This is a genomic window from Ensifer sp. PDNC004 (genome assembly GCF_016919405.1).
Lineage (GTDB): Bacteria > Pseudomonadota > Alphaproteobacteria > Rhizobiales > Rhizobiaceae > Ensifer.
In genome coordinates this window covers 1,558,516-1,584,293 of sequence record NZ_CP070352.1, presented here as the reverse complement: position 1 = coordinate 1,584,293, position 25,778 = coordinate 1,558,516, and the positions used below count along the sequence as shown (strand labels likewise).

The 25,778-nt window shown below is 63.4% G+C and carries 24 protein-coding genes; 11 read left to right on the top strand and 13 right to left on the bottom strand.

Going from position 1 to position 25,778, the window contains the following annotated elements:
- Positions 1-70: 70 nt before the first annotated feature.
- A complete protein-coding gene (locus JVX98_RS06985) occupies positions 71-1,114 on the bottom strand; it encodes a 4-hydroxythreonine-4-phosphate dehydrogenase PdxA (RefSeq protein WP_127890821.1) in 1,044 nt (347 codons plus the stop codon).
- A gap of 204 nt (positions 1,115-1,318) precedes the next feature.
- Here JVX98_RS06985 and JVX98_RS06980 point away from each other — a divergent pair, with 204 nt between their 5' ends.
- From JVX98_RS06980 to JVX98_RS06970, 3 genes are all read left to right on the top strand, one after another.
- Positions 1,319-2,005, top strand: a complete 687-nt coding sequence (locus JVX98_RS06980; RefSeq protein ID WP_205236279.1) for a GntR family transcriptional regulator — start codon at positions 1,319-1,321, stop codon at positions 2,003-2,005.
- Positions 2,006-2,304: 299 nt separating this feature from the next.
- A complete protein-coding gene (locus JVX98_RS06975) occupies positions 2,305-5,973 on the top strand; it encodes a FecR domain-containing protein (RefSeq protein ID WP_205236278.1) in 3,669 nt (1,222 codons plus the stop codon).
- Positions 5,973-7,979 carry a CHASE2 domain-containing protein gene (locus JVX98_RS06970; RefSeq protein WP_205236277.1) on the top strand — a complete coding sequence of 669 codons (2,007 nt, stop codon included), beginning with the start codon at positions 5,973-5,975 and terminating at the stop codon, positions 7,977-7,979. The genes JVX98_RS06975 and JVX98_RS06970 overlap by 1 nt, the downstream gene beginning before the upstream one ends.
- 36 nt (positions 7,980-8,015) lie before the next feature.
- Here the strand turns inward: JVX98_RS06970 and JVX98_RS06965 are convergent, their stop codons facing one another.
- The 6 genes from JVX98_RS06965 to JVX98_RS06940 all read right to left on the bottom strand — a co-directional run bounded on the left by JVX98_RS06965 (position 8,016) and on the right by JVX98_RS06940 (position 14,848).
- On the bottom strand, positions 8,016-8,732 hold the full coding sequence (locus JVX98_RS06965; protein ID WP_205236276.1) for an ABC transporter ATP-binding protein: 717 nt from the start codon (positions 8,730-8,732) through the stop codon (positions 8,016-8,018).
- Complete coding sequence (locus JVX98_RS06960; protein ID WP_205236275.1) at positions 8,713-9,477, bottom strand: ABC transporter ATP-binding protein; 765 nt, start codon at positions 9,475-9,477, stop codon at positions 8,713-8,715. Before JVX98_RS06960 ends, JVX98_RS06965 begins: the two co-directional genes overlap by 20 nt.
- Positions 9,477-10,481: a branched-chain amino acid ABC transporter permease gene (locus JVX98_RS06955; RefSeq protein WP_205236274.1), complete on the bottom strand. Its 1,005-nt coding sequence runs from the start codon at positions 10,479-10,481 to the stop codon at positions 9,477-9,479. The genes JVX98_RS06960 and JVX98_RS06955 overlap by 1 nt, the downstream gene beginning before the upstream one ends.
- Positions 10,478-11,344: a branched-chain amino acid ABC transporter permease gene (locus JVX98_RS06950; RefSeq protein ID WP_205236273.1), complete on the bottom strand. Its 867-nt coding sequence runs from the start codon at positions 11,342-11,344 to the stop codon at positions 10,478-10,480. The genes JVX98_RS06955 and JVX98_RS06950 overlap by 4 nt, the downstream gene beginning before the upstream one ends.
- A gap of 177 nt (positions 11,345-11,521) precedes the next feature.
- Positions 11,522-12,694, bottom strand: coding sequence for an ABC transporter substrate-binding protein (locus JVX98_RS06945; RefSeq protein ID WP_043614704.1), 1,173 nt, complete (start codon positions 12,692-12,694; stop codon positions 11,522-11,524).
- 309 nt (positions 12,695-13,003) lie between these two features.
- On the bottom strand, positions 13,004-14,848 hold the full coding sequence (locus JVX98_RS06940) for a phospholipase D-like domain-containing protein (protein ID WP_205236272.1): 1,845 nt from the start codon (positions 14,846-14,848) through the stop codon (positions 13,004-13,006).
- A 245-nt stretch (positions 14,849-15,093) separates the two neighbouring features.
- On the opposite strand from JVX98_RS06940, the gene JVX98_RS06935 reads away from it, so the two are divergent.
- The 5 genes from JVX98_RS06935 (at position 15,094) to JVX98_RS06915 (ending at position 18,167) form a co-directional block, all read left to right on the top strand.
- The gene (locus JVX98_RS06935) at positions 15,094-15,897 is read left to right on the top strand and encodes a DUF899 domain-containing protein (protein WP_205236271.1); all 804 of its coding nucleotides are present in this window, start codon (positions 15,094-15,096) and stop codon (positions 15,895-15,897) included.
- The gene (locus tag JVX98_RS06930) at positions 15,894-16,157 is read left to right on the top strand and encodes a hypothetical protein (protein WP_205236270.1); all 264 of its coding nucleotides are present in this window, start codon (positions 15,894-15,896) and stop codon (positions 16,155-16,157) included. The genes JVX98_RS06935 and JVX98_RS06930 overlap by 4 nt, the downstream gene beginning before the upstream one ends.
- A gap of 307 nt (positions 16,158-16,464) precedes the next feature.
- Positions 16,465-16,818, top strand: a complete 354-nt coding sequence (locus JVX98_RS06925) for a hypothetical protein (RefSeq protein ID WP_205236269.1) — start codon at positions 16,465-16,467, stop codon at positions 16,816-16,818.
- Between the two features lie 155 nt (positions 16,819-16,973).
- On the top strand, positions 16,974-17,294 hold the full coding sequence (locus tag JVX98_RS06920; protein WP_051659531.1) for a FliM/FliN family flagellar motor switch protein: 321 nt from the start codon (positions 16,974-16,976) through the stop codon (positions 17,292-17,294).
- Positions 17,295-17,399: 105 nt separating this feature from the next.
- Positions 17,400-18,167, top strand: a complete 768-nt coding sequence (locus JVX98_RS06915) for a 3-hydroxyacyl-CoA dehydrogenase (RefSeq protein WP_205236268.1) — start codon at positions 17,400-17,402, stop codon at positions 18,165-18,167.
- A gap of 60 nt (positions 18,168-18,227) precedes the next feature.
- On the opposite strand, the gene JVX98_RS06910 is transcribed toward JVX98_RS06915, so the two are convergent.
- The gene (locus JVX98_RS06910) at positions 18,228-18,839 is read right to left on the bottom strand and encodes a metalloregulator ArsR/SmtB family transcription factor (protein ID WP_246764821.1); all 612 of its coding nucleotides are present in this window, start codon (positions 18,837-18,839) and stop codon (positions 18,228-18,230) included.
- A 163-nt stretch (positions 18,840-19,002) separates the two neighbouring features.
- On the opposite strand from JVX98_RS06910, the gene JVX98_RS06905 reads away from it, so the two are divergent.
- The 3 genes from JVX98_RS06905 to JVX98_RS06895 all read left to right on the top strand — a co-directional run bounded on the left by JVX98_RS06905 (position 19,003) and on the right by JVX98_RS06895 (position 20,718).
- Complete coding sequence (locus tag JVX98_RS06905) at positions 19,003-19,611, top strand: superoxide dismutase (protein ID WP_192450478.1); 609 nt, start codon at positions 19,003-19,005, stop codon at positions 19,609-19,611.
- Between the two features lie 152 nt (positions 19,612-19,763).
- The gene (locus JVX98_RS06900; protein ID WP_205236267.1) at positions 19,764-20,360 is read left to right on the top strand and encodes a flavin reductase family protein; all 597 of its coding nucleotides are present in this window, start codon (positions 19,764-19,766) and stop codon (positions 20,358-20,360) included.
- A gap of 25 nt (positions 20,361-20,385) precedes the next feature.
- The gene (locus tag JVX98_RS06895) at positions 20,386-20,718 is read left to right on the top strand and encodes a tetratricopeptide repeat protein (RefSeq protein ID WP_192450476.1); all 333 of its coding nucleotides are present in this window, start codon (positions 20,386-20,388) and stop codon (positions 20,716-20,718) included.
- A gap of 67 nt (positions 20,719-20,785) precedes the next feature.
- Here the strand turns inward: JVX98_RS06895 and JVX98_RS06890 are convergent, their stop codons facing one another.
- The 5 genes from JVX98_RS06890 to JVX98_RS06870 form a co-directional block, all read right to left on the bottom strand.
- Entirely contained in the window at positions 20,786-22,066 is a 1,281-nt protein-coding gene (locus tag JVX98_RS06890) for a TRAP transporter large permease (RefSeq protein WP_205236266.1), read from the bottom strand.
- Positions 22,067-22,588 (bottom strand): TRAP transporter small permease, encoded by a 522-nt coding sequence (locus JVX98_RS06885; protein ID WP_192450474.1) that lies wholly within the window; start codon positions 22,586-22,588, stop codon positions 22,067-22,069.
- A gap of 79 nt (positions 22,589-22,667) precedes the next feature.
- Complete coding sequence (locus JVX98_RS06880) at positions 22,668-23,645, bottom strand: TRAP transporter substrate-binding protein (protein ID WP_043614729.1); 978 nt, start codon at positions 23,643-23,645, stop codon at positions 22,668-22,670.
- A gap of 121 nt (positions 23,646-23,766) precedes the next feature.
- Entirely contained in the window at positions 23,767-24,639 is an 873-nt protein-coding gene (locus tag JVX98_RS06875) for an amidohydrolase family protein (RefSeq protein ID WP_246764820.1), read from the bottom strand.
- Positions 24,636-25,778: a mandelate racemase/muconate lactonizing enzyme family protein gene (locus JVX98_RS06870; protein ID WP_205236265.1), complete on the bottom strand. Its 1,143-nt coding sequence runs from the start codon at positions 25,776-25,778 to the stop codon at positions 24,636-24,638. The genes JVX98_RS06875 and JVX98_RS06870 overlap by 4 nt, the downstream gene beginning before the upstream one ends.

Below are 25,778 nucleotides of genomic sequence, written 5' to 3'. Positions count from 1 at the left end.
TCCTCCCGTTTTTGTGGTTCTGCGGCGCAAGACCTCCTCCTGCGCCGTTATTGCTTGAAAGCGTGCGAAATCAGGCAGCAGCCTTGAGAGCCGCCTTTTTCTTCGCCATGCGCACCGCCAGAAGCAGCGCTTCGCGGCTGGCGCCAACGTCGGCGATGCCCTTGCCGGCGATGTCGTAGGCAGTGCCGTGAGCCGGCGTGCACAGCGGGAACGGCAGGCCGCCCATCATGGTCACGCCCTTGTCGAAGCCGATCAGCTTCATCGCGATCTGGCCCTGGTCGTGGTACATGGTCATGACGGCGTTGTAGCCTTCCTTCAGGGCGCGGCCGAAGACTGTGTCAGCCGGGAACGGGCCGTCGACGTTGAAGCCGCGCGCCTTAGCCTTTTCGACGGCCGGCTCGATGATGTCGATCTCTTCCATGCCGAAGCTGCCGCCGTCTCCGGCGTGCGGGTTGAGCCCGGCAACAGCAATCTTCGCCTCGCTGTAACCGGCTTCCTTGAGGCAGCTCTGGGTCAGCTCGAGCTCGGCAAGGATCGCCTCGACCGACAGGTTGTCGGCCACTTCCTTGATCGGAATGTGCGAGGTGACGCGGGCGTTCCAGACCTTCTCGAGAACGTTGAATTCCCGGACCTTGCCCGTGAAGTTGAGAACGTCGGAGACGAAACGGATCTCGTCGTCGTAGCCCGGATAGGCAAAGCGCATCGCCTTCTTGTTGAAGGGCGTGAAGCAGACTGCTTCCGCCTTGCCGGCATGCGCCAGCTCGAGCGCTACGCGAAAGTTGCGGGTCGCAAAGGTGCCGCCCGCAAGCGTCGCCTCGCCGCGAACGACGTCGGCCGGATCGAGATGCCCAAGGTCGACGAACACGTGGCGCTCGGTCCCGACGGCGTCGAGGCCCTCCAGGGTCGAGGATGCAAGGTCGAGCGTGACGCCGGCAATGCGGGCGCCTTCATCGAGGATGCGACGATCGCCGATCGTGATGATGTGGGCAGCCTCACGAATATCGGAAAGCGCCAGCAGCTTTGCCGTGAGCTCCGGGCTGATGCCGGCCGGATCGCCCATAGCGAGCGCGATGACAGGACGCGCGCCGGTAGCGGCTACACCGTTGGTCGTCATGAGAGATGTCCTCCACTTCAATCTTTCGACAGCCGTCATACGTTATTCAAAATTCTGCATCAAGTCTTTTGTATTCTGTATGCAGCATTTTCTGTTGACGATATCGGGGGCCGTCTCCATGCTTTAATGAGACAGCGCTGATTCAATTGGCGCGAACGGGAACAGACGGCCGACACTTCAGTCGCCAGATGCAGAAGCGAAACGATGAACGAAATTACCTCTCTGGAGAAACGCCCCGAGGGCGGTCCCGGCCCGATCCGCCGCACTGCGCTGCACGACACGCTTGTCACGCATCTGCGCGACATGATCATCGAGGGTGATCTCTCGCCCGGCACGCGGCTTCATGAAGGTCAGCTCGGCGAGCAGCTCGGCGTCTCGCGCACGCCGCTGCGCGAAGCCATCAAGTATCTGGCAAGCGAAGGGCTCGTGGAGCTCGTTCCGAGCCGCGGCGCCGTCGTCAAGCGCTTCAGCGCCAAGGACGTACAAGACATGCTGACGGTTTTGCAGACGCTGGAAGAGCTTGCCGGCAAGCTCGCTTGTGAAGCCGCCAGCGACGCCGGCATCGCCGAAGTTCGCGCGCTCCACGACGAGATGGTCGCGCGATACAAGGCCGGGGACCGGCTGCAATACTACAAGCTCAACCAGCAGATCCATTCGGCCATCGCCCAACTGGCGGCAAACGCCGCCTTGGCGGATATGCATGCGATCTTGCAGACGCGGCTGAAGCGCATTCGCTTCATCGGCCACGAGGGACCTGAAAAATGGGCAGCGGCCGTTGCCGAGCATGAGGAAATGATCGTCGCGCTCGAAGCCCGCGACAAGGCAAGGCTCTCCGAAGTTCTCGGTCGGCACCTTATGAATGCCTGGGAACGGGTGCGCGCCGCGGTGTAGGCGACGCTCCAGCTTCAGCGCAAGTGAGCCCCCGCGGGCTCGCCCGGTCGCGCCTTCTGTTAGAACTTTGCATAGCCGTTGATAACGGCCGCGGCATTTCTCGCGCCGCCTGATTTTGCCATGCGATGGTTGCGTCCAGCAGTGAGAGATTGGAAGGAACGACCGTCGCCCTAGCGTTACAGATTTGCCTCGCGAACAGGCCATATTACTTGGAGCGCAATTAAGAATATTCGAATTCTATTGACTTTACCCTGATCGAAATTCACTGAATCCACGGTGGGGCGGAGACGGGAACGAAGATGGGGCGGCGACAGCTTCGGGGACTGCTTGCGACAGTGGCGATCCTCTGTCCAGGCGCAGGCTTGGCAGAGCCGGTTCAAAGAACCCCACCCGTAGCCGGATCGGTAATTGCCCGCAAATCCGGCGAGGAGGTTCGCTTCGTCGACGTTTCGAGCTGGCGCTTCGTCGATCTCGCACAGGACCTCTTGTCCGGCGATATCTTGCGCACCAATGCGACCGGGGCGCTGGCGGTGCTTTTCTCCGACCACACCCAGATCCGGCTCGGCCGCAACACGGCGCTGCGCGTCAAGCGCATGGGTACGAATACGGGCGCGGGCAGCGATACCAATCTCGAATTGCAGTCGGGTACGATCTGGGCACGGGCGGAACGGGGCGGCCAGGGCCTCACGATCGATACGCCGGCGGCAACGGCTGCCATACGCGGCACCGACTGGACGCTGACGGTTGCCGGCGACACGACCTCCCTGACCGTGCTTGAAGGCGTGGTCGAGCTCAGCAACGACCTCGGCAGCGTCACCGTGAAACAGGGCGAAGGCGCCGTTGCCGCGATCGGGAAGGCGCCGACCAAGATCGTGATCGTGACGCCGAAGGACCGCGAGCAGATGCTCTTCCATCTGTCCTTGCGCGACGCCTTTGCCCTGATGCCGTCAACCCCGCTCAAGGTGCGCGACATGCGCAATGCGCGCGACCGGATCGAAGCCCGGCCGGAATCGTCGCGCTCGGCCGAAGACTGGCTGACGCTGGCCGAAATCCAGCTGCGGTTCGACGGGCGGTCCCAGGCCACGGCCGCCCTTCAACAGGCCCGACGCCTCAGCCTCAACCGGTCTCAAGCCGCACGCGCCTACCTCGTCGAAGCGCTGATTGCCGGTTCCGAAAGCCGCTACGGCGATGCGGCACAGCTGTTCGAAAAGGCAGCCCCGGGGCTTGACGCCGACCGCCGCTCCGTTGCGGCCTTCGGCGGCTATTTTGCACGCGCTCTCGCCGACCCGGACCGGATCGAGGAGCCACCGTCTCAGGCAACGGGTGCCTATGGGGCCTTCGCTGCGGCCTGGACCGCGGGCTTTCGCACCGATATCCGCGCAGCGATCGAAACGATCAAGAAGGCGGAAAGGCGATATCCGGACGATCCGTTCCTTCCGGCGGCCCGGGCGCAATTTGCAATGCTGCTCGACGATCGAGACGAAACGCGCGCTGGTATCGAAAAGGCGCTTGCGAACGACCCTGATGATCCGACCGCGCTGGAATCGCGCGCCAAGTATCGTTTGCTCATTGAAAACGACCGGGAGGGCGCGCTGACGGATCTCGAGCGGGCCCTGGAAATCACGCCGGGCGACCCCTCCCTCTGGAACTGGGTGGGCCTGTCAAAAAGCGAGCGGGGCGACAATCGCGGCGCCGAGAGAGCATTCCGGAAGGCCGTGGAACTCGATCCGGCCGATCCGCTCTACCATGCCAACCTGGCCTATCAATACCTGGACGAAATGCGGCTTGCGGAAGCAAAGCGCGAGATCGATGCCGCGCTCGCGATCGACCCCTCCTTCGACCTCGTGCTGGTCGCACGCGGGCGATACCATTTGCAGAACGGCGACCTGGATAAGGCGCTCGACGACCTCTTGGCCGGTTCCACCGCCAACCCCGCCTATTCCAACGCGCAATTGCTGCTGTCGGCGGCGCACTATGAAAAGGGCGACCGTATCCCGGCGGCGCAGGCTCTCGACAATGCCGACCGGCTCGACCCGAACGATCCCGTTGTCTCAACCGTGCGCACCGCGATTGCGATCGACGAATACGATTCCGATGCGGCGATCCGCTATGCGCAAGAAATCATGCGACGCACCCGGGCACGCGGCGGCGAAAGCGCGCCGCTCGGCGCCAATCAGGATGCCGGATCGACGCTCAACGACGCCTTCCGCCTGCAGGGGTTGAACGCCTGGGGGCAATATTACGGCGATGTGGTCTTCGATCCGTTCACGGGATCGAGCTATGTCGACCAGGCGATCCGCGGCAGCGTCAATCCGCTGTTCAACACCTATGATTTCGATGGCAGCCCCGTCGTCAACACCGCCAATCCGCAAAGCTTCTCCGCCTTCTTCCAGGGGCTGCTGATCGAGCCGCATATGCTGGCAAGCCGCGAGCGCACGGCGAACCTCGTCCAGCGGCCGTTTTTCGAGGCCGCGGTCGCAGGCGGCATCATCGCCGACAGCGACCATGAGGGCGGAATCGGCGAAGCGGAACTGCGCGGACTGACGTTCTCGCCCTTCCCGATCAGCGTCTACGGCAATCTGCATTGGGAGAAGCCGCGCGATACGATCGATATCGGCAATGGCCTGGCGGTCGAGCGTGAAGCACGCCTGCTTGGCGGCAATGGCTATGTGACGGCCTCCCCGACGCCGGATGATAGGGTCGTGGCCTATGCCAACTACGGCGATCTTGATGATAAACGCAGCATTTTCGATATCCCGCCTCCGCCTTTCATCCCCTTCAATCTCGATGGGATAAACGACAACGACTCGACGCGCCTTTTGTCGGGGGTGGCATGGAGCCACACCTTCGGCTACCGCAACATCGCCAATGCCGCGTTCTTCTTCTCCGATGAGAACAGCACGGACAACGAGCGGGTTCGCTTTTCGGACATCAGATTTCCCGACCTTGCCACCAGCCGGAGCGAGGACAAGCAGAGAACCTATATCGCCGCCATCAATCACCTTTACGGTGACGGCGATTTCACCTGGCGCTACGGTGTCGAAGGCGGCGTGGTAAAGTCATCGAGCGCGTTCGACATTTTTGACCCGCTGGGCGTCAGCACCGGCAGCAGCAATGTGCCCGTCATCGCATCGGGTTCGACGTCCGCGACACAGACCGTCGCGAAGGCCTATATCGACACGATCTACGAAATCACGCCCGACCTGAAGACGGAAGGCGCCCTCTTTGCGCGCTACATCGAAGGCGTCAACGATGGCGATGTCAGGCTAGAGCCGAAAATTGGCATCGCCTGGGCGCCGGCTGAAGGGCATTGGCTGCGCGCGGCCGCCATGCGCGACGGCCTCAACTTCGACGTCGCCACCCTTGCGCCGATCGGCATCGTCGGGCTGCAGCCGAACCAGTTGCGCTTCGGCGCCGAAGGCTATGCCGATACGCTGGCATTGCGTTGGGACGCGGAATGGAACAGCTGGTTTTTCACCGCACTCGACTACCAGCACCAGGAGGTGCGGCAGCTCGCGCTCGACATTCCGCTTTCCACCACCAGCCTGGCCTATGCCAAGGTCGGGCTCGACCGGGTTGCGGCAACGGCGAACTTTGCCATCGGCCACGGCTTCGGCCTCTCGCTGACTGCGGCCCACACGGAAGCCGACGTCAAGGAGCACACCGGCAACCAGCCGGGAGAACTGCTGTTCGTGCCCGAAAACACCGCTCAGGCGGCGCTGACATGGGTCAGCACGGCGAACGTCAAGACGACCGTTGCTGCCAACTATGTCGGCGCGCGACCCGGTGGTGGAAAAGACCTCGACGATTTCTGGACACTCGACGCGGCCTTGCAGTGGGAGCCGTTCGACAAGCAGATCGAGGTCGATCTGGCGGCCTTCAATCTGCTCGATGAAGACTTCGAAGTGGGCAATGGCCTGCCCGGCTGGGGACGAACGTTCAAGGGCACGATCAAAGTGCGGTTCTGATGGAGGAGCGCGTCACGGTGCAGGCATCGAGTGGTCGGTCTGGACAATGGGACAGCCCCCGCTTCCTGCAACGGCGGCTGAAGCTTCTCGCGCTCGCGGTGTTCGTCGCCATTGCGCTGTCGCTGGCGACCTTGACCAATGCCTGGCGGCTGAACGAGTTGCGCAGCTTCGACTACCTGTCGACCATCGACGGCCCGCCGCTGCCCGAGGACAGCCCGATCATCGTTGCCATCGACGAACCGTCGATGGCCGAAATCGGTCGCCAGTGGCCCTGGCCGCGCGCCCTGCATGCGCGCCTCATCGAGGCGCTGCGCAAGGCCGGCGCCCGCGCGATCGGCATCGACGTAATTTTTGCCGAGCCTTCGGCCGATCCCGCCAACGACGAGGCGTTGGAAAAGGCGCTCGGCGCGGACGTGGTTCTTGCCGGCGACCAGACGCTGGTGGAGGCGCCTCAGGCCGACCAGTTCGTGCGCACCGAGCCGCTCGCCCGCTTCATCGCAAAGGGCGCTTGGACCGGGATCGCCTCCGTCAGCCTCAGCGGTGACGGAACGTTGCGTGCCGTTCCCGACTACCCGGACGGCTTTGCCGCGGTGCTCGCGGCAATTGCAGGTGCGAAATCGCACGCACCGCCAAAGGACGCGCTGATCCAGGTCTTCGGACCGGCGCGGACCTATCCCACCGTCTCCTATTACCAGGCACTCGACCCCGACAATTTCCTTCCCGAAGGCATGTTCGAGGACCGCGTCGTGCTCGTCGGTTTCAGCCTGCAGAATGCGCCATCGATCGCCGAAGGCGGGGCCGATGCCTTCACCACATCGGACACCGTGCATTCGAACAAGCTCGTTTCGGGCGTCGAGATGCAGGCGACCATCTACGACAATCTGGCCCATGAGCTTTTCATCCAGCGCGCCGCGAGGCCCTATGTGGTTGCAGCCATTGCGCTGGCTGCGATGCTGGCGGCCTTCTCGGTGCTACGCACGACCGGCTGGCGCACTCTTGCCTACGGCGCCGTCGCCATCGGCCTCATCGTCGCCGCCAGCTATGCCGCAATGCGCCTCGGCCATGTCTTCCTGTCGCCGCTAGGGCCCGGGCTTGCGTTCCTTGCCGTGACTGCCGGCCAGGCCGGGCTCGACTATGCGGAGGAGCGCAGGAAGCGCCGAGAAATCACCCGCGCCTTCCAGCAGTACCTCTCCCCTGCCCTTGTCGAGCGTTTGGCGAAGGACCCGTCGCACCTCAGGCTCGGCGGCGAACGGCGCACGCTGTCGATCCTCTTTTGCGACATCCGGGGCTTTACGACCATTGCCGAGGAAATGAAGGAGGATCCGGAGCGATTGACTGCGCTGGTCAACCGGCTGCTGACGCCGCTTTCGGAAGCCGTGCTCGAACAGGGCGGCACCATCGACAAATATATCGGCGATTGCCTCATGGCCTTCTGGAACGCACCGCTCGACGATCCCGACCATGCCGTGCACGCCGTCGGGGCGGCGCTCGACATGCTTGCGCGGCTGGAACGGGTGAACCGGGAACTCGAGGATGAGGCGAAACGGGACCGCCGATCGGCCCAAACCCTGAGGATCGGCATCGGCATCAATACCGGCGAATGCGTCGTCGGCAACATGGGTTCACACCAGCGCTTCGACTATTCCGCCCTTGGCGACGCCGTCAATCTTGCATCCCGCCTCGAAGGCGCATCGAAGGACTACGGCATCTCACTGCTCCTCGGTGAGGAGACCGCGCGTCTTGTCGAGAAGACGTTCCCGGTCGCCGAACTCGATCGCATCACCGTCAAGGGCCGCAGCGCCGTATCGCCGGTCTTCACCGTTGCCATCGGTGCGAAGAAAGAAGCGCTCGAACGCCATCGGGCCTTCGTGCAGGCCAAGTATGACGGCACACTTCGGGTGCATGACGTGGTGTTCGACCAGTTGAAGAGCGCCCTGCCGCCGCTCGCGCGCTACTACGAAAGGGAACGCTCCCGCATCGATACGTCAAGGCGGGAACCCAAGTGAACGAGCGAAAGTGACCGGGCGAAATCAGTCGCGCGGTCAGTGGAGCCCGCCGACGCCGAGCAACCGTTCGACGGCGTCGTGATCTCCCGCCAGCGCGTCCGGCGTTCCGGACCATGCGATCCGGCCGCGTTCGAGCACGATCACCCGGTCGGCAAAGTCGAGCGCGCTCTGGATCCGTTGTTCGACGAGCACGATCGTCATGTCGCCGGTCTTTGCCAGTTCGGCAAACGCCTCCATCAGTTCCTCGCAGATGACGGGCGCCAGGCCCTCCAAAGGTTCGTCGAGCAGCAGGATCGACGGACGGCCGAGGATGGAGCGTGCCGTTGACAGCATCTGCTGTTCGCCGCCGGAAAGCTGGCTGCCGAGATTGCGCCGGCGCTCGAAGAGACGCGGGAACATGTCGTAGGCTTCCTGGATCGCGCTTTTCGGTCGGCTTTTGAGGCCGACGAACAGGTTCTCCTCGACGGTCAACGTTGGGAAGACGCAGCGCGCCTGCGGCACGAAGCCGAGGCCCTGCATGGCGCGCGCAGCGCTTGGCAACGCGGTTACGTCCGTCCCGCCCATGCGGATGCGGCCGTCATAGCGCCGCGTCTGGCCGGCAAGCGTCGCAAGCAACGTCGTCTTGCCCATGCCATTGCGGCCGAGCACGGCTAGGCGGGCGCCCGCCGGGACGGCAAAGGATAAGCCTTCGAGCACCCGCGTCGGCCCATAGCCGGCGGATAGGTTTTCCACCTCAAGCGGCGTGGCTGGCATTGGCATAGCTCCCCAGATAGGCTTCCCGCACGCGCGGATCCTTCGTCACGTCGGACGGCGAACCGTCGAAGATGATCGCGCCGGCGGCCAGTACGACCACGCGCTTGGCAAAGCGAAAGACGAGATCCATGTCGTGCTCGATCATCAAAACGGCGAGATCGGCCGGCAGGTCGGCGAGCGCCTGTTCGATGCGACCGGTGTCGCTCTGCGGCACGCCGGCGGCGGGCTCGTCGAGCAGCAGCACCCGCGGCTTCAGCGCCAGCGCAACGGCGATTTCCAGCAAGCGTTGCTGACCGTAGGCGATCTCGCTCACCTTGCGGTGCATCAGTTCCCGAAGCCCGAGCTTGCCGAGAAGGTCTTCCACCTCGGCCATGACATCGGGCATGCCGAGAAAATTGCCGAACAGGCGACCGGCGCGGCCGGTGCGTTGCAGGACGGCAAGCGCGACATGCTCGCAAGGCGTCATGTCGGCAAAAAGCCGCGTCACCTGGAACGAGCGCACAAGCCCGCGCCGCACCCGGCCGATGGCGTCGACACCGGTCACGGCCTCACCGTCAATGCGCACCTCGCCTGAATCCGGTTTGAGATTGCCGGTCACGAGATTGACGAAGGTCGTCTTGCCGGCGCCGTTCGGCCCGATCAGCGCGACCCGGTCGCCCGGCGCCATGCTGAGGCTGACGTCATTGGTGACCGCAAGCCCACCGAAGGCGCGTTTCAGATTGCGGACTTCAAAGATCGGCTGCATCACCGTGCCTCCTTGCGGCGGGCGAAGAACGCAGCCGCGGTGCCATAGATGCCCTTCGGCGCGAAGAGTACGACGGCGATCAAAAGCGCGCCGACCATCGTCAGCCAGTGGAAGGGATTGGCGGCCGAGACGACGTCCTCAAAGAACATGAAGACGACAGTGCCCGTGAGCGCGCCGAAGAGCGAGCCGGTACCGCCGAGCACCAGCATGACCAAGCTTTCGGCCGACATGGTGAAGGAGAGGCTGTCGAGCCCGACGACCTGGGTGGAGATCGCATTCAGCGCGCCGCCGACGCCGGCAACGGCACCGGATATGACGTACATCTTGGTCAGCGCGATCTTCGGCGACGCCCCCATCGAGCGGATGCGGATCGGATCTTCCTTGATGCCGCGGCACAGCATGCCGAAGGGCGAGCGCACGATCAGCCGCAGCACGACGAAGACAATAGCAAGCAGAGCGACGCCGAAGAGATAGGCCGTGCGGCCCCAGAGGTCGAACTCGTAGAGGCCGAGAAGCGCCGTCGGCGCAATGCCGGAAAGCCCGTCGCTGCCGCCGGTCCACGACGAAGCCTTGTTGGCGAATTCGTGGAAGAGATGGATGAGCGCGATCGACAGCACCAATTGCGGTAGCCCGTGGGCGCGCAGGATGACGACCCCGCAGACAAGCCCGGCGACCGCTCCGGCGACGATGCCGAAAGAGAGCATCGCCAGCGGATCGTTGATGCCGTAATGCGCCGAGGCGATGCCGGCCGCATAGGCGCCGGCGCCGAAGAGGGCCGCGTGCCCGAGCGTCGCGACACCGCAGTAACCGGTGACAAGGTCCAGCGACAACACCAGAAGCGCGGCGGCGATGATCCGGGTCAGGAGCGCCAGATTGTTGGGGAAGAGGAAGTACCCGATCACCGCGACCAGCAGGATCACCGCCAGTCCGATGAGGTCGCCGCCGCCGAACCGTCGGCGCACGGGAGCGGTCGCGAGCAAGTCGTTCGTCGTCGTCATGGTCATCCCTTGGCCCTCCCGGCGAGCCCGCGCGGGAAGACGCAGATGATCGCGATCACGGCCAGATAGAAGAAGAATTCGCCGAATTCCGGCATGAGATAACGGCCGGTCGTATCGATCGCGCCGAGCAGCAGGCAGGCGACGAGCGCGCCCGGGATCGAGCCGGCACCGCCGACGGAGACGACCACGAGGAACGTCACCATGTAGCGCAGCGCATAATAGGGTTCGACCGGCAGAAGTTCGGCGCCGACCACGCCGCCGAAGGCGGCAAGTCCGACGGCGACAGCAAAGCTCACCGCATAGACGATTTCCGTGCGCACCCCGAGGGCAGCCGCCATTGCCGCATTATCGACGGAGGCCCGCAGCTTGACGCCGAAGGCGGTCTTTTCGATCGCGTACCAGAGGCCGGCTGCAACCGCGAGGCCGCAGACGATCGCAAAGATGCGATGCGTGGCGATCGCCCGGAAACCGAGATCGACCGAGCCCTGCAGTTCGCCAGGCAGCGGCACCGTCTTCAGCGTCGGGCCGAAGACATAATTGGCAATGCCGATGATGCAGAACGTAATGCCGATGGTCATCAGCACCTGCGTCAGTTCCGGTGCGCCGTAGATCCGCCGGTAGAGCAGCCGCTCGATCGGCACGGCGATGATGATGGTGCCGACGATCGCGAGCAGCACGGCAAAGCCATAGGCAAGGCCGAGATCGCGTGCCGCGTAGGAGGCAATGTAGCCGCCGATCATGGCAAAGGCGCCGTGCGCCAGATTGACCACGCGCATCAAGCCCATGGTGACCGAAAGGCCGATGGAGATGACGAAGAGCACCATGCCGTAGGCAAGGGCGTCGATCGCAATGCTGAGGACGGTTTGCATGGGGCTATCCGTTGCCCTTTCTTCCAAATTTGGCTGCGCCGGGTTCGGTGCGCATACTATGCGCGGAGCGGCAGTCAGGCGCCAGCATTCGCGGCGCCGCAGGCGCGCCGGCCGCTCAAGAGCAACCGGTCAACGCGTCATCGGTGTCGGTGGGCGCTCAGCACCCGCCGAAGTCGACTACTTCAGCGCAGCGAGGCCGGGGTCTCCCTGCTTCTCGAAGGTCTGGATTTCCTTGTTGTAATAGGTGCCGTCATCGGCCTTCGCGACCTCGCGCAGATAGATGTTCTGGGTGATGTGGCGCGATTCCGGATCGATCGTCACCGGACCGCGCGGGCTTACCCAGGAAAGGCCTTTGACGGCTTCCACGGCCTTTGCCGCATCCTGCTCGCCGCCAGTCGCCTCGATCATCTTGTAGATCACATGCATGCCGTCATAGGCGCCAACAGACGGGAAGGAGAGTTCGGCCGGGTTGCCGATCGCCTTGCTCGCAGCCTCGACGAAAGCCTTGTTCTCCGGCGAGTCGTGCGACACCGCATAGTGAAACGTCGTCTGGATGCCGAGCGCGGCCTCGCCGAGAGCAGGCAAATCGGATTCCTGCGTCAGGTCGCCGGGGGCGAAGAACTTGATGCCGCCGTCTTTCAGGCCGTTTTCCTTGAAGGCCTTGACGAAGCCCAGCGTCGTCGGACCGGACGGCAGGAAGGCAAAGACGCCCTCGGCACCGGAATCCTTGATGCGCTGCATGATCGGCGAGAAGTCGTTGGTCGCAAGCGGCATGCGGATCGCTTCGACCACTTGCCCGCCGGCCGCTTCGAAGCCTGCCTTGAAGGCGTTTTCGGCATCGACGCCGGGGCCGTAGTCGCTGACGACGGAAATGACCTTGGAAACGCCGGCATCCTTGGCAACCTTGGCGATCGGCGTCGAGGTCTGCCAGGTGGTGAACGAGGTGCGCACGACAAGCGGGCTCTTGGTGACGATCGCCGAAGTCGCTGCGTTCATGATGACGAGCGGGACATTCGCCTGGGTGAGCAGCGGTGTGACCGCCATCGCATCCGGGGTGAAGTAGAAGCCGGCGAGATACTGCACGCCTTCCTTGACCACCAGCTCCTGCGCCAGCGCCTTCGACTGGGCGGGATCGGCCTGTGGCACGTCGCGGTAGATGATCTCGATATCGTCGTCGCCGACCTTGCTGCCGTTCAGCGCCATATAGGCGTCGATGCCAGCCTTGAAGTTCTTGCCCTGCAGCGCGAAGGGGCCGGAGAACGGTCCGACGACACCGATCTTGATCGTGTCGGCATAGGCAGCACCGCTCATCGCCAAAGCCGCAACCGCAGCCAGAATCATCCGCTTCATATTTCCTCCCTGAGATGCCGGCCACTCCCGAGCCCGCATCCTCGTCGCAAACGACTGTCAATTTGATGGTTGTCAGCTTGCCATGCCAAACGGTGATGTAAAAATGAAATATGGGGTGCCAATCATAATTTAGGGGTTATGTTTTGACACAGGTGGCGCCCCTCGACCAGCCGAGGCTACCGAAATCCCCAGCGCATGACACGCACGTTCCCGCACGCGCGCCAGCCCATTGCGATCAACACCAGGGAGCATAGCAAACGACACCGTGGCGGCGCGATCGCGGGTTCGCAGCCTATCGATGCTGCCTATCTAGATCGGCGGGAGGTTTTCCGGCTGCGCCATGTCGATGAAGACCTGAACGCGCTTGGCTCGCAACTTGCCGGGCTCGTACTTCTTCAGCCACTCGCCCGTTTCATCGAGGAAAAGACTGCCCCCGGCGCCCTCCGACGTCCCGAAGCGCGCTGCCTTGTCCCGGTCGGACTTCTTCTTTGCTGTCGCCTCGCGGACAGAGCGGAAATAATAGTGGTTGAACAGCCGGTTGAACTCCGTGAAGTAGATGTCGGCGGCGCGCCGATCGCCACGGATGAGCAGCATGTTTTCGTCGTTGTCGTTGGTTGACGCATCCGAGAAGTTCGCCGAACCGGTAACGACCATCGGATCCGCACCCAGGGGATCGGCCAGCAGAAACTTCGAATGCACATAGGCGACGTGAGTGTTGAGCCCGAGCGCCCGCGCATTGGTTTCGCGCGCCCACTGATAGACCGGATCGCGCAGATACGAGCCCCAAGCCTGATAGACGTTCTGTCGCGCCGTGAGCGGAATGAACGGCTTCTTGGCCTTGGCCTTCGGCTGGTCGCGCTTTTCGAGTAGTAGGAAGAGCACCGGATGCACGCCGGACTGGGCACTATTGTCGAGAAACGCCTGCTTGAAGCGATCGTTGATCCCGAAGGCGAGCGTCACACCGCCATAGGAGCGAGCCTCGTCCAGCGCCTTCACATACATATCAAGGACAGCGCTTCCGGCACGCGGACTGAAGATCGAGGTCACGCCGCCTGGAATATCCGCGCGCGCCTGCGGCACTTCGGCGAGGTCGGAAACCGCCGTGCGGAAGGCTTTTCGCTTTGCCCTGCTCGCGGCAGCATTGTCGGTCTTTGCCGCGCCGGGATCGCCGGCGAGCAATTTCCAATAGCTTTCGAACGCCTTGGCGAGATCGGCGTCGCGGACCCAATGCCCAACATTGGTCTGGCCATGCACCCCGCCCATCGAGAGGTTCGTCGAGCCGGTCCAGACCTGCGGCTTTCGGCTCTGATCCTTGGGCAGCAGCACCATGAACTTGTTGTGCTGTATGTCGGCGGGATTGTTCTCGCGCCAGCGTGCGATCGCCGCCTTCGGAAGCCCTACGGTGCGAACTAATTCCTTGTTTTCCTCGCGCGGAAAGCTCTCGTGGAACTTGCCCTTCTTGTCGGTATAGGCATTTTCCTTCGCGTCGAGCACGAGCCTCACGTCCACGCCGCGCTCGAAGGCAGCCTTCAGCATTTCCACGACGGGGCGATACCTGAATTCATAGAAGCAGCCAAGCAGGGTGTCGCCGGCTTCCGCCTCGTCGATGAAACGCAGCAGCGCTTCGTCGAGGTCCCGGCTCAACCATTGCAGCGCCTCGAGCGTCTTTTCGGGCGTTTCCAGCTTATCCGGCGGCTTGTTTCCGAAACGGCGTCGGTAGGCCTGGCTGCTCGCGACACCGCGGTTGAAGAAAACGTCGTGCGTCTCCTCACTGAAGAGCGGTTCGGTTTTGATACCGATTCTGATGCCAGGTGCTGACCGGCTGATGTTCTTCGCCATACCCGTCAGCGGATGGAAGTAATAGTCGTAACGCCGACCGGGCTTGGCCGTGAAGTCGTCCCAGACGAAACTCTGGACGGGATGGTCGTAGGTCAGGACGACGGTATCCTCGTTGGGATGGGAGATCACCGTCTCGAAGACCTTGAAGCCGTACATGTAGTACCGCTCGCCTTCCGCGGGATCATGCCGCTCGACTGCAAAACCGAGAAGCCCGCTGGTGTCGGCGTTGTGATAGTCGATCGCGAACGAAACCGTGTTGACCCCCGACACGGCAAAGACCTTGTACCCGCCAACCGCATCCGAAACGAAATGCATGCCGTCCTCCCGCGCGTGGTTGCGACAAGCATACTCGCTCAACTTCGAGGAATTACAACAGCGACAACTAAAAAGGAGCTTGATCGGCGAACTCCCGCACCGCTGTCCAGTTGCAACGGTTCCGGCTCGAAAACACCGCCACACTTGTTACTCCCGCCGATCCTCTTGCGGTGTCAAGCTCTCCAGAACTGCAAGGCATCGGCCTTGCGTTGAGAAGCTTTGCTGAAACGAGGAGACACGGCACCATGACCCAGACAATCGAGAAACGCGACAACGGTCGCGCGGACGCCCAGCCGACGATGCAGAAGCCTTCGGTGGTTTCGGCGCAGGAATGGGAAGCAGCCAGGCAGGAAATGCTGGTAAAGGAAAAGGCGCACACCCGCGCCCGCGATGCGTTGGCCGCCGAGCGTCGGCGGATGCCCTGGATGGCCGTGACCAAGAACTACGTGCTCGAGGGCCCCGACGGCAAGGCGAGCCTGCATGACCTCTTTGCCGGCAGGCGCCAGTTGATCGTTTACCGCGCCTTCTATGAGCCGGGCGTGCATGGCTGGCCCGATCACGGCTGCCGAGGCTGCTCGATGGTCGCCGACCAGGTCGCGCATCTGTCGCACCTCAACGCCCGCGACACGACCCTGGTCTTTGCCTCGCGCGCCCCGCAGGCGGACATTATCAGGCTGAAGGCGCGGATGGGCTGGACCATGCCCTGGTACACCATCACCGACAGCTTCGATGCCGATTTCGACGTGGGCGAGTGGCACGGCCACAATGTTTTCTTCCGCGACGGCGAACAGCTGTTTCGCACCTACCTCGTCAACAGCCGCGGCGACGAACAGATGGGCGGCACCTGGAACTATCTCGACATCACCCCGCTCGGCCGACAGGAAGTGTGGGAGGATTCGCCGGCCGGCTATCCGCAGACCCCGACCTACAAGTGGTGGAACTGGAACGACAGCTACGTCGAAGGCGCTGCCCCCGACAAGAGATGGGTCGAGGTATCGGACGCCGGCGAGGCCGCTATGCGCGCTTCCGACACGAGCGCGAAGCCATGAGCTTCGGCGCCCGCTCCGGTGAGCGCGACGGGCGGGCGCCCTCCCTCGCCCGTTTGATAGCGGCGGGGTTGGCGCTTGCCGCCGCCCCCACCTTCGCCTTGATGGCCGTTCTTTCGAACATGGGAACCGCCGGTGCCGATTCGATGCTGTGCGGCGACGCCGGACAAACAGTGACCGGCGGAATGACCGCCATGTATCTGCTGATGGGCGCCTTTCACCTTCAGCCCTGGCTGAAACTGATCGACATCAGAAAGAGCTAAGCGATTGGTCTTCGCTCTCGGCGCCTGTCAGTTGCGGGCGTCGGGAGCTGAGAAATCATCCAGCGACATGCTATCGTCGCACGGCACGCAAAAGATGTGGAAACGCCGAAGCGCATATGTCCCTGAAATCGGCGAGTGGGCATGCTGTCGAGTCGGAGAAGCAAGTGACTTCTCGGCTTGAAGTACGGAACGGTTCCACTAGGTAGATTTGGCAAGATATCCGGCACTTTTATCGGCCGGAGAGATCAGTCGCTTTCCACCTGTGACCGGATCCGTTCGGAAAATACAGCGAATCAGGAAGTTGACCTTGAGTGTTGCCGCCTCTCAACCGAACCCGACACGTTTCAAGCGCCGCCTGTTGCCTTTGGCAGGCGGCCTGCTGCTTTTCGTTACAGCCGCCGCGGCATCGCTCTACTACATGCGTGGAGTGAAAGAGCCTTCGTCGGAGATCGCAGCTGTCGCCCCGGCTGTGACGGCCGAGGTCGACGCCGCGATGATGCAGTCGCCGAACTTCCAGATCCTCTTCAGCGACGGCGATCGCGGGCTGATGGTCTACGAGGGTTACGTCTATGTCGTGCGACTCGGCGACAAATTGCCGAATGGCCGCCGCATGATCGGATTCCAGAAACGGGACGGAAACTGGGCTGCGGTGACGCTTTGACAGCTTTCACCGCCTCCACATTGTGGATGTTAACGCTTTGTTAACGCTCGCTTGCAAGGCACGGGGAACCCCCATTTAGCCACGGTTGCCACCCAGGGCGAACTGGCGCAACTCTTTGTTAAAGAGTCGTGAATCAGTGCTTTGGATGGTGCAGAATGATTAACAAGAAGCTACAGGATGAGCTGGTCGAGCTCGACGAAAGCCCTGCGTTCGAAGGCCGTTCCGTCATGAGCGAACGCGCAGTTCAGGGCATTCCGCTCGCAATCGAAGCGGTCATCGGACGCGCCAAGCTGACGGTGTCGCAGATCTCGAAACTCCACCAGGACGACACGATCCATCTCGATCGCAACTTCGGCGAACCGGTGGAGCTCAAGGTCAACGGCATGGTCATCGGCCGCGGCGAGATCGTCTTCGACGAAGCCACCAACGCCATCGGCATCAAGATCATCGAAATCTCCCCGATCGGCGCCCAATAGGCTCCGCGGCGCAAGGCGGCTCATCGTCAGCGGAACTTGGCTTCCACGGCCAGCAAGGCTATGTCGGTAGTTCAACGACACGATCCGGTACGGGAGGAGCCTCATATGCTGATCGATGGAAAAGTCTTTATCGTTACCGGTGGCGGTTCGGGTCTGGGGGCGGCCGTCGCCCGGCGGCTGCATAGCGCGGGCGCCCGCGTGGTTCTCGCCGACGTCAACGCCGCAGCCGGCCAGCAGATGGCCGGCGAACTCGGCAGCAACGCGCTTTTCCAGAAGACGGATGTCACCAGCGAGGCTGATGGCGCCGCCGCCGTGGCAGCGGCTCTCGATCGGTTCGGACATCTGCACGGGCTGATAAACTGTGCCGGCATCGCGCCTGGCGAAAAAGTGCTTGGCCGCGACGGCCCGCATCGGCTTGACAGCTTTTCGCGCGCGGTCGCGATCAACCTCGTCGGCACCTTCAACATGCTGCGGCTCGCCTCCGAAGCGATCCAGCGCGAAGAGCCCGGCGAAGATGGCGAGCGCGGGGTGATCGTCAACACCGCCTCGGTTGCCGCCTTCGACGGACAGATCGGCCAGGCCGCCTATGCCGCTTCCAAGGGCGGCGTCGTCTCGATGACGCTGCCGATTGCCCGCGAACTCGCGCGCTACGGTATCCGCGTCGTCGCCATTGCGCCTGGCATCTTCGAAACGCCGATGATGTCCGGCATGCCGCAGGAAGTACAGGATTCGCTCGGCAAGAGCGTGCCCTTCCCGCAGCGCCTCGGCAAACCGGACGAATTCGCGGCACTCGTCCAGCACATCTGCGAAAACCGCATGCTGAACGGCGAGGTCATCCGGCTCGACGGCGCCCTGCGCATGGGCGCACGCTGAAACGATTGGAGATGGCGGCGCCCGTCGACGGGCGTGCGCCAGGCCGTTGCCCTGACGGGATCAGGCGGCCCGAGCGGCCGGCTTGACCACATAGGCACACCGTCGCGCGCCGGCCAGGATATGCTCGGCGCGCTCGACCTCGACACCGGGGCCGAGCACCGCGCGGAACACGCTCAGTTCTGCCCGGCAAAAGCCCTGGCAGCTGGTCGCGGCGGCGCAGATCGGACAATGGTTCTCGACGAACAGCAGCGTACCGTCGCCCGGATCCTCGCAAGCCGCCATATAACCTTCCTGCGACCGCAGTCGAACGAGCACGTCGACCCGTTCGCGCAGGCTCTCTTTCTCTACCATCGCCGCACGATAGTTCTGGCGCGTCTCGTCCTCACGCGCGGCGATCAGCCGGTCGATCGCGTCTTCGCCAAGCGTCTGCCGGATGGTGCGCAACAACTGGACGGTCAGCTCCGCATGCGTATCCGGAAACTCCGCGTGGCCGGCAGCCGTCAGCCCCCAGAATTGCGACGGACGACCGACGCCTTTTGCCTCGGACCACGACGTGGCCAGCCCTTCCTCGGCGAGACGCACCAACTGCTGGCGCACGGCCTCGCCGGTGATCGCCAGGCGTTTGCCGAGCGCGGCCGCGGTCTGCGGCCCGTGAAGCTTGAGGGCCAGCATGATGCGCTCGCCCGGGGTGCGGCCGGCGCTTTGCTCTGGATTTAACAAGGGATCGCTTGACATATTCCCGCGCGCAGATTTACAAAGAATTGTCTTGCTAAATACACTCTCCTCCGTTCGCAGACAAGTGATCCGAGAGTGCCCGCCCGCAAAGGATTTGACCATGGCCTTCGAACTTCCCGCCCTTCCCTACGCCGCCACAGCACTCTCGGAAAACGGCATGAGCGCCGAGACGATCGAGTTTCACCACGGCAAGCATCACCAGGCCTATGTCACGGCGCTGAACGGCTTCGTCGAGAAGGATGCCTCGCTTGCAGGCCTGTCGCTGGAAGAGATCATTCGCCTCAGCCATGGCAAGGCGGAACTCGCACCGGTCTTCAACAATGCCGGCCAGCACTGGAACCACATCCTGTTCTGGAACAACCTTTCGCCGAAGGGCGGCCAGATCCCCGGCGCGCTCGAAAAGAAGATCACCGAAGATTTCGGCAGCGTCGCTGCCTTCAAGGATGCCTTCAAGGCAGCCGCCACCGGCCAGTTCGGTTCGGGCTGGGCCTGGCTGGTACTCGGCCAGGACGGCAAGTTGAAAGTGACGAAGACCGCCAATGGCTCCAACCCGGTCGCGACCAACGAGGGCAAGGCGCTGCTCGGCCTCGATGTCTGGGAACACGCCTATTACATCGACTACCGCAACCGTCGCCCGGACTACGCCTCGAACTTCCTCGACAAGCTTGCCAACTACGAGTTTGCCGAAGCGGAACTTACGTCCGCCTGACCGACTGAAGCACGCCGCGGACTGGAAAGAGTTCGCGCGCCGATCGGTCGAAGAGTTGCAGCAGCCGCTCGCCCCCGCCTTGAGCTCAGGCTTCTGCAAATCCCGTGGCGTCTCCCCGCCGCCACGGGCTATTTCATCTTGGAAGAAGCCCCATGCGCCAGACATCTCCGCCCTCCCTTGCCATCGACGCCCATGCGGCCCTCGCCGTGTCGAAACCGGAGTTCGCCGATACCCTGTCGCATCTCGCCGCGACCGTCTGCGTGGCGAGCGCCGGCAAGGGTGCCGACAGTCTTGGCCGGACGGTGACGGCAACCTTCTCGCTCTCCGCCAACCCGCCCTCGATCGTCGTTTCGATCAAGGCGGACAGTCCGCTTGCCGCGCTGATTGCCGCCGAGCGGGGGTTTTCGCTTGCCATGCTGGCTGAGGGCCAGGAACTGATCGCAGATGCCTTTGCCGGCAAGATCGAAGCATCGAAGCGCTATCTCGTCGGCATCTGGGCGGACTGGCCGAGCGGACGGCCAAGGCTGCTCGGCGCGGCTGCTACGCTCGACTGCCTGCTCAGCGCTTCGGTCGAGGTGGGCGACCATATGCTGTTCGTGGGAACAATTGTCGCAACCGAGACGTCTGCCCATGCCGACCCCTTGATCTGGGGCCGCCGCCGGTATCAGTCTCTCGACAGGACGAGATCGCTGCCGACGCTGGCGAGCAATGGGCATGCGCCCCTGAGCCCAAGCAAGCCTGCGGCTTGAACCGGCGATCGCCGAGGAGGAAGCCATGCGGCAAGTGCTCGAAAAGCTCTTACAGGACGGCAAGGACGACGCCCTTTTACGCTTCACGCTCGGCAGCATCTGCCTCCAGGAGGCGGACTTAGATACGGCCTTGGCCCATGTCGAGCGGGCGCTCGCCTTCGATCCGGACTATTCGGCAGCATGGAAGCTGCGCGGCGCGATCCTCCTCAAGCTCGGCCGCCACCAGGAGGCGATTGCGGTCTGGCGCGAGGGCCGTACGGTCGCCGAGCGGAAGGGCGATCTGCAGGCGGCAAAGGAAATCGGCGTCTTCCTGAAACGCCTCGAGCGCCAGTGTCTCGCCGCCAACGGAAACGAATAGCCGGCCCTCGATTAGGATGGAGGCCCGGCAGGCCATGCCGAGCCTAGAGGTATCGCCAGCGATCAGTTCACCGGAAGACCGAGGGCAGCCAGAGTGACAGCGCCGGAATGTAGGTGACCGCCATCAGCACCGCGATGCTGGCGCCGAAGAACGGCCAGATCGTGCGCATCGCTTCGCGAATGGTAATCCCGCCGACAGCGCAGCCGACGAAGAGCACGGTTCCAACCGGCGGCGTGTTGAGTCCGATGCCGGCGTTCAGGATCATCACTACCCCGAAATGCACCGGATCGATGCCGAAGGCCTTGACCACGGGCAACAGCACCGGCGTGCAGATGATCACCATCGGCGCCATGTCCATGAAGGTGCCGAGGATCAAAAGGATGATGTTGATGACGAGCAGCACGATGATCGGGTTTTCCGAGATCGCGCCGATGGCGCTGATCATCAGTGCCTGCACCTGCAGAAAGGCCATCAGCCAGCCGAAGGACGCCGCCATGCCGATAACGAGCAGCACCATGGCCGTCGTGCGCACCGCCCCCATCACCGCTTCGACGAAGCCGGCCCAGTTGAGTTCGCGATAGACCAGCATGGCGACGAGGAAGGCATAAAGCACGGCAATGCACGAGCTTTCCGTGGCAGTGAAGACGCCGGAGCGCACGCCGCCGAAGATGATGCCGATCAAGACGATGCCGGGGAACGAGGCGAGCAGGTAGTAGAAGACCTTGGCAAAGCCCGGAAACGGTTCGGACGGATAGCCCCGGCGCCTGGCAACGACATAGGCCGTCACCATCAGTGCAAGCGCGAGCAAGAGCCCCGGGATGATGCCGGCGGTAAAGAGATCGGCGACCGAAACATTGCCGCCGGCGGCGATCGAATAGAGGATCATGTTGTGCGACGGCGGAACCATCAGCGCGATGATCGCCGCATTGACCGTGACGTTGACGGCATAGTCGCGGTCATAGCCGCGCTTGGCCATCTGCGGGATCATCAGGCCGCCGACCGCCGAGGCGTCGGCGACCGCCGAGCCGGAAATGCCGCCGAAAAGCGTCGAGGCCACGATGTTGACCTGGCCGAGGCCGCCGCGCAGGTGGCCGACGAGCCCGGCGGCAAACTGGATCAGCCGGTTGGCGATGCCGCCGCGCACCATCAAGTCGCCGGCAAAGATGAAGAACGGGATTGCCATCATGGCAAAGACGTTCATGCCCGAATTCAGCTGCTGGAACACCACCACCGGCGGCAGGCCGAGATAGAGCACGGTCGCGAACGAAGCGATGCCGAGGCAGAAGGCGATCGGCATGCCGATGAGCATCAGGAGGGTAAAGACCCCGAAGAGGATAGTGTAAGCCATTCAGGCCATCTCCTGCACGACGACATCGGCCGCGAGTTCGACACCGAGAAACTGGTCGAGAAAGCGCTCCGCCGCAAAAAGGGCGATCATTGCGCCGCCGACGATGAGCGGGAAAAAGTCGACGCCGCCTGGCCATCCGAGGACCGGAATGGTCGCCGTCCAGGTGCCGGCCGAAAGGAGCAGGCCGTAGTAGGCCATCGCCAGCCCGAAGACGACGATCAGCCCGAGGCTCGCCAGATCCATGGCCAGCTGCACCGAGGGCTTCATCACGTGTCGGACGACATCGAGGCCGAGATGCACGCTTTCGCGCACGCCGACGGCAGCACCGAGCATGATGAACCAGGCCATGAGATGGAGAGCCAAGGGCTCCGACCAACTCGGCGAGTCGTTCAGGATATAGCGGGCAAAGACCTGCCAGCCGACGATCAGGGTCATTGCGACCATGCCGATGCCGGCGATGTAGAGCGAAGCGCGGCTCAGCGCGCCTAGAAACGGACGTATCGTCCGCATGAAACGACGCATGTGTCTTCCTCCTCCGCAAGGGCGATCCGGTGAACAGTTGCGAAGGCCGGCCCCGATCCCGGAGCCGGCCTCACCGCTGTCACTTGACCGCCTTCACCCTTTCGAGAAGGTCTTTCAGCTTCGGGTCGCTGACGAACTGGTCGTAGACCGGCCCCATGGCGGCTGCGAACTCCTCCTTGTTGACCTTGATCACGTTCGCACCGGCAGCGCGAACCTTCTCCTCGGAAGCCTTTTCGCGCGCGCTCCAAAGCTCGCGCATCTTGCCGACACTGTCCTTGGCCGCCTGGCGGAGCAGTGTCTGGTCTTCAGGGGAAAGCTTGTCCCAGCTCATCTTGGAAATGACGAGGATTTCCGGATTGAGGGAGTGTTCGGTCAGCGAGTAATTCTTGGCCACTTCGAAATGACGGGCGGATTCGTAGGACGGCCAATTGTTCTCGGCACCATCGACGACGCCCGTCTCGAGCGAAGAATAGACCTCGCCCATCGGCATCGGCGTCGGATTGGCGCCGAAGGCCTGCATCATCGCGATCCAGAGATCGGACTGCTGCACGCGGATCTTCAGGCCCTTGAGGTCGGCGAGTTTCTCGATCGGCTTCTTGGTCGTGTAGAAGGAGCGCGCGCCGCTATCGTAGAAGGCAAGACCGATCAGCCCGTGCGGCTCGAAGGCGGCCAGGATCTCGTCGCCGATCGGACCGTCGACGGTCTTGTGCATATGCTCCGTCGAGCGGAACAGGAACGGCATGCCCAGCACCATCGTCTCCTTGACGAGGTTGTTGAACGGTGCCGCGTTGACCCGGTTCATGTCGATGACGCCGAAGCGGGTCTGCTCGATCGTGTCCTTTTCGCCGCCGAGCACGCCGTTGTTCATGACCTCGATCTTGATGCGGCCGTTGGTGCGCTCGGAGAGCAGTTGCCCCATGTATTTGACCGCATCGACGGTCGGGTAGCCATCCGGATGGATGTCGGCCGAACGCAGGGTGATTTCCTGCGCCTGCGCCGCTGTGCCGGCAAACGCCAGCCCCATGGCGACGCAAAGCATGCTTGCAATTTTCTTCATGTTTTCCTCCTCCTCTAGTCGTGCTTCGGCCTCTCCCAAGACCGAGTTTCCGCCCATCCGGGCCGGCATGCGAAATCCTCATGTCATGGGTTCCACGGGCGCCTCCCAGCACCCGCGGCAACTACGTCGCGGCGAAGGCCGGCAGCTTGAACAAGCGTTCCGGGTTCTCGACGAGGGCCAGATGTCTGGCCCGGTCGTCGGCAAGCCAGCCGAGCACGAGGTCTGCCAGCCGCGCATCGTCGGGATAGTCTTCCGTCTTGCGGATCATGTTGTGCGGCCAGTTCGAGCCCCAGACGATCCGCTCCGGCGCATGCGCGGCAATCTTCCTGGAGACGGCGGCCACATCCTCATAGGGCCACCCGTCGCGCGAACTCTCGTAGACGCCGGCGAACTTGAACCAGACATTGCCGCGATCGATCAGCGTCAAGAGAGCCGCAATCTCCGGCCCATCCGGATCGACACCGGCGAAGAACTTGCCGTGATGATCGAACACCCAGCGCGAGCGGATGCGCGCCAGCCGCGGCAGATGGTCGAGCAGCCGGTTGCCGTCGAACTGTACGGCGATCATCCAGTCCGCGGCATATGCCCGCGCATCGACCGCCTCCAATGCATCGAGCCCCACCGCCCCACCAGGCAGATCCATGATACGGGCGCCGACAACACCCGCTTCGCTAAGCGCGCCCATATCCACGTCCGACGTGGTTTCGTCGATGACGGCGACACCGCGGGCGACATCGCCCATTTCGGCGAGGCAAGCGAGCAGGTTGGCGTTGTCCTTCTGATGGGCGTTGCCCTGGGTGATGATCACCCTGTTTATGCCTAGCCAGTCCATGACCTGGCGGTAGGCCGCAGCATCCGGCAACGGCTCGGCCGGCAAGGGCGGCCCTCCGGCAAGCGACGGAAACCCCGGGAGATACATGTGCATCTGCGCGTCGACCGTGCCCTTCGGCTGGCGCGGTTCAGGCGGGCGGCCGGTCAGGGTTCGCTCGATCATTGTGCGCTCTCGGGCATCTTGAACTGGGCGAGTGCGTCGCGGTCGATCTCGATGCCAAGGCCGGGTGCGTCGGGAATGGCAACGACACCGCCCACCGCCTCGATCGGCGTCTTCAGCACCGCCTGGCGGAACGGGTTTTCCGTCCGGTCGAACTCCAGGATCGGCTCGATCGGGCTCACCCGCACCGGATCCGGCGTCATCGCCGCCATGAACTGTAGTGCGGCGGCGATGTGCACGCCGGTGCCCCAGACATGCGGCACGATGCGCACGCCGTGAAGCGTCGCAAGGCTTGCGATCTTCGCCATTTCGGAAAAACCGCCACAGCCGCAGAGGTCCGGCTGCAGGATATCGACGGCGCGGCTTTCGATCACCGGCCACATGCCGTAGCGCGTGTGCCAGGTCTCGCCGCCGGCAACCGGGATCGGCTGGCCCGCCCTGACCTCGCGATAGGCGGAAAGCTGTTCCGGTACGACCGGCTCCTCGAACCAGTCGATATCGTAGTCGGCGGCCGCCCTGCCAAGCCGGATCGCCTCGGTGACGGTATAGCCGTGATTGGCGTCGATCATCAGCCGCATCTCGTCGCCGATCGCCTCGCGCACCGCCCGGATGACCCGCAGGTCTTCGTCGATGCCAAAGCCGATCTTGATCTTGCAGGCGTGGAACCCTTGCGCCCGGCGCTCCGCCATCTCCAGCGCATTGTCGGAAACCCGGTCGACGCCGTCGCGCTTGAAACTGCCGGTCGCATAGGCCCGCACGCTCTCGCGCCAGCGCCCGCCAAGCAGCATGGAGACGGAGGCACGATAGTGTTTGCCCTTGATGTCCCAGAGCGCGATGTCGATGCCGGACAGCGCCGTGATCGCAAGCCCGCGCTGGCCTTGATCGCGCAGCGCATTGTAGAGGATCGCCCAGAGCTTTTCCGTCTGGCGCGGGTCCTGGCCGATCAGCCAGGGCGTATAGGCGGCCACCACCGCCGCGTTCGGCCGCGCCGGCCCGAGGCATTCGCCCCAACCGATCGTGCCGTCGTCGCATTCGATCTCGACCAGCACATGGGCGCGACGGTCAAAACGCATGGAGGCGCTTTCGAACGGTACGGCCAGCCGATGTTCGAGAAGATGGGTACGGACGGCGACGATCTTCAT

Bases quoted from the DNA above. Each gene is read 5' to 3' on its own strand.
- JVX98_RS06985 (WP_127890821.1), bottom strand. From the start codon at position 1,114: ATGACGACCAACGGTGTAGCCGCTACCGGCGCGCGTCCTGTCATCGCG.
- JVX98_RS06980 (WP_205236279.1), top strand. From the start codon at position 1,319: ATGAACGAAATTACCTCTCTGGAGAAACGCCCCGAGGGCGGTCCCGGC.
- JVX98_RS06975 (WP_205236278.1), top strand. From the start codon at position 2,305: ATGGGGCGGCGACAGCTTCGGGGACTGCTTGCGACAGTGGCGATCCTC.
- JVX98_RS06970 (WP_205236277.1), top strand. From the start codon at position 5,973: ATGGAGGAGCGCGTCACGGTGCAGGCATCGAGTGGTCGGTCTGGACAA.
- JVX98_RS06965 (WP_205236276.1), bottom strand. From the start codon at position 8,732: ATGCCAGCCACGCCGCTTGAGGTGGAAAACCTATCCGCCGGCTATGGG.
- JVX98_RS06960 (WP_205236275.1), bottom strand. From the start codon at position 9,477: ATGCAGCCGATCTTTGAAGTCCGCAATCTGAAACGCGCCTTCGGTGGG.
- JVX98_RS06955 (WP_205236274.1), bottom strand. From the start codon at position 10,481: ATGACCATGACGACGACGAACGACTTGCTCGCGACCGCTCCCGTGCGC.
- JVX98_RS06950 (WP_205236273.1), bottom strand. From the start codon at position 11,344: ATGCAAACCGTCCTCAGCATTGCGATCGACGCCCTTGCCTACGGCATG.
- JVX98_RS06945 (WP_043614704.1), bottom strand. From the start codon at position 12,694: ATGAAGCGGATGATTCTGGCTGCGGTTGCGGCTTTGGCGATGAGCGGT.
- JVX98_RS06940 (WP_205236272.1), bottom strand. From the start codon at position 14,848: ATGCATTTCGTTTCGGATGCGGTTGGCGGGTACAAGGTCTTTGCCGTG.
- JVX98_RS06935 (WP_205236271.1), top strand. From the start codon at position 15,094: ATGACCCAGACAATCGAGAAACGCGACAACGGTCGCGCGGACGCCCAG.
- JVX98_RS06930 (WP_205236270.1), top strand. From the start codon at position 15,894: ATGAGCTTCGGCGCCCGCTCCGGTGAGCGCGACGGGCGGGCGCCCTCC.
- JVX98_RS06920 (WP_051659531.1), top strand. From the start codon at position 16,974: ATGATTAACAAGAAGCTACAGGATGAGCTGGTCGAGCTCGACGAAAGC.
- JVX98_RS06915 (WP_205236268.1), top strand. From the start codon at position 17,400: ATGCTGATCGATGGAAAAGTCTTTATCGTTACCGGTGGCGGTTCGGGT.
- JVX98_RS06910 (WP_246764821.1), bottom strand. From the start codon at position 18,839: ATGCTGGCCCTCAAGCTTCACGGGCCGCAGACCGCGGCCGCGCTCGGC.
- JVX98_RS06905 (WP_192450478.1), top strand. From the start codon at position 19,003: ATGGCCTTCGAACTTCCCGCCCTTCCCTACGCCGCCACAGCACTCTCG.
- JVX98_RS06900 (WP_205236267.1), top strand. From the start codon at position 19,764: ATGCGCCAGACATCTCCGCCCTCCCTTGCCATCGACGCCCATGCGGCC.
- JVX98_RS06895 (WP_192450476.1), top strand. From the start codon at position 20,386: ATGCGGCAAGTGCTCGAAAAGCTCTTACAGGACGGCAAGGACGACGCC.
- JVX98_RS06890 (WP_205236266.1), bottom strand. From the start codon at position 22,066: ATGGCTTACACTATCCTCTTCGGGGTCTTTACCCTCCTGATGCTCATC.
- JVX98_RS06885 (WP_192450474.1), bottom strand. From the start codon at position 22,588: ATGCGTCGTTTCATGCGGACGATACGTCCGTTTCTAGGCGCGCTGAGC.
- JVX98_RS06880 (WP_043614729.1), bottom strand. From the start codon at position 23,645: ATGAAGAAAATTGCAAGCATGCTTTGCGTCGCCATGGGGCTGGCGTTT.
- JVX98_RS06875 (WP_246764820.1), bottom strand. From the start codon at position 24,639: ATGATCGAGCGAACCCTGACCGGCCGCCCGCCTGAACCGCGCCAGCCG.
- JVX98_RS06870 (WP_205236265.1), bottom strand. From the start codon at position 25,778: ATGAAGATCGTCGCCGTCCGTACCCATCTTCTCGAACATCGGCTGGCC.